Source organism: Sporolactobacillus shoreicorticis (assembly GCF_024125445.1).
Lineage (GTDB): Bacteria > Bacillota > Bacilli > Bacillales > Sporolactobacillaceae > Sporolactobacillus > Sporolactobacillus shoreicorticis.
Genome location: NZ_JAMXWM010000071.1, coordinates 1 through 1,678, shown reverse-complemented (window position 1 = coordinate 1,678; position 1,678 = coordinate 1). Strand labels below are relative to the sequence as shown.

Genomic DNA, 1,678 nt, shown 5'->3' with positions numbered 1-1,678 from the left:
AACTGTTTTTATTCAGCTTTAAGAAGAGAAGCTCTCGGGCTTCTTTTTTTCTTTCACCCCTCATGACTCACTGCCTATCTTTTGAATTCACCTCTTTTTAATGAAATGACGCTTTCTGGATCCATTCGAGCGCACGGCTCGAAGGCAAAAATTTCTTCTCCGATGAGTATACTGATATCCGTGGGTTTTCACATTTTATCGTTCCGTCTCAGGATCTGTCACGAACTATTTGCGTGCATTCACCCATTTTTAGAGCTAGCACAAGTATAAGTCGGGCGTTATCCCTTACGGTTTTTATCTTTGCCTTCCAGCCCTATTCTCAATGTTTCTATTTTCCTTTCACTTTTTTATTTACACCACCCTCGACAAACGCATCCCTTTGACTAGGAGAGGCGGGCGGGGTGGGCTCTTAAGCTGTGCGAAAACCCTATGCCACCTTTTGCGGAGAAACAGCGCCCGCAGAGGCTCCCTGTCAAAGGTCATGAGGGACACTCCCCATTTCGATTGACCGTTTTCGGTTCTTCGAGCTTTTGCATGAGTGCCCAAACAAATCCGGCGAGTTCCCGTGCGATCGCAGTCACTACTTTACCCGCTTCCTTACCTCTGCCCATTAAACGAAAATACTTTGTGTGTAATCGCGTCTGTGCTTTCCAAGCAATCCCTAAAAGCTGTGGCGGCTGGTTTTCTTGACGCTTCTTCAAAGCCCCCTTAACGGCCGGCTGATAACGATAACTCCATGCGGATTCAATGAGCAGACGTCGGACATGACGATTACCTGTTTTTGTGATTTTTCCCTGCCGGCGTGATTCACCACTCGAGTGCCCGCTCGGAATGAGCCCTGTATAGGCCATGAACTGTCGTGCCGTTTGAAATCTTTGAAACGACCCAATTTCCGCTACAAGGCTCGTGGCCGTAATGATTGATATGCCACGAAAAACCTGAAGTGCTTGAATCATCAATGCATGGTGTCCTTCTTTTACTTGGCTCTCAATTTCGTTCTCTAAACGTTTTAATCGGAGTTCACTCTCTTTGAGCGTGTGCAGATACTCCTGAAAGACGACTCGAGAGGCACTTCTTTCAAATGAACATTTATCAAGCCAATCTTTGTATGCCCCGGTCCACTTTCGTACCCCTTTAGGTTCCTTGATTTCGTTACGCAGAAGAAACTTCGTAAGCCGATGCCTCGCACGCAATTCGTCTTCTTTGACATCTTCCCGTGCACGGACGAGATCACGGAGTGCTTCATCGTCTTCACTGGGAACATAAATAGGTGTGAGTTCACCCGCTCGATATAATTTTGCCAGCTGCAGCGCATCACGTCGATCTGTTTTGACACGATTACCCGGCTTTTGCGGAATCAGGGACGGAGCAATGACTTCGCCATCAATATCCATCGCCTTGAGTAAACGATAAAGGCCATATCCAGTGGGCCCAGCCTCGTAACAGACACGCAACTGACTTGGATCTCCTAATCGGCTCATTTGTTTCCGAATCGCTTCTGGTTGATAAGGAATCATGGCGATGTACTGGGGCTGACCTCTTCCTTCTTCGGCAACTGCAACCGCTATTTTTTCCTTAGAGACGTCTAAACCTACATATTTTGTGCTATCATTCATAGTGCTAGCTCCCTTTCGTATGATGGCTCTGTTTGAGGATTTGAAAATCACTTTCATTTTTC

The 1,678-nt window shown here is 46.7% G+C and carries 1 protein-coding gene; it reads right to left on the bottom strand.

The window, feature by feature from the left end; translation table 11 throughout:
* Positions 1–479: 479 nt before the first annotated feature.
* On the bottom strand, positions 480–1,616 hold the full coding sequence (locus NIE88_RS21915) for an IS110 family RNA-guided transposase (protein ID WP_253065680.1): 1,137 nt from the start codon (positions 1,614–1,616) through the stop codon (positions 480–482).
* Positions 1,617–1,678: the final 62 nt, after the last annotated feature.

What these genes read in the sequence shown, in the direction of transcription:
- NIE88_RS21915 (WP_253065680.1), bottom strand. Translation starts at nt 1,616, where the DNA reads ATGAATGATAGCACAAAATATGTAGGTTTAGACGTCTCTAAGGAAAAA.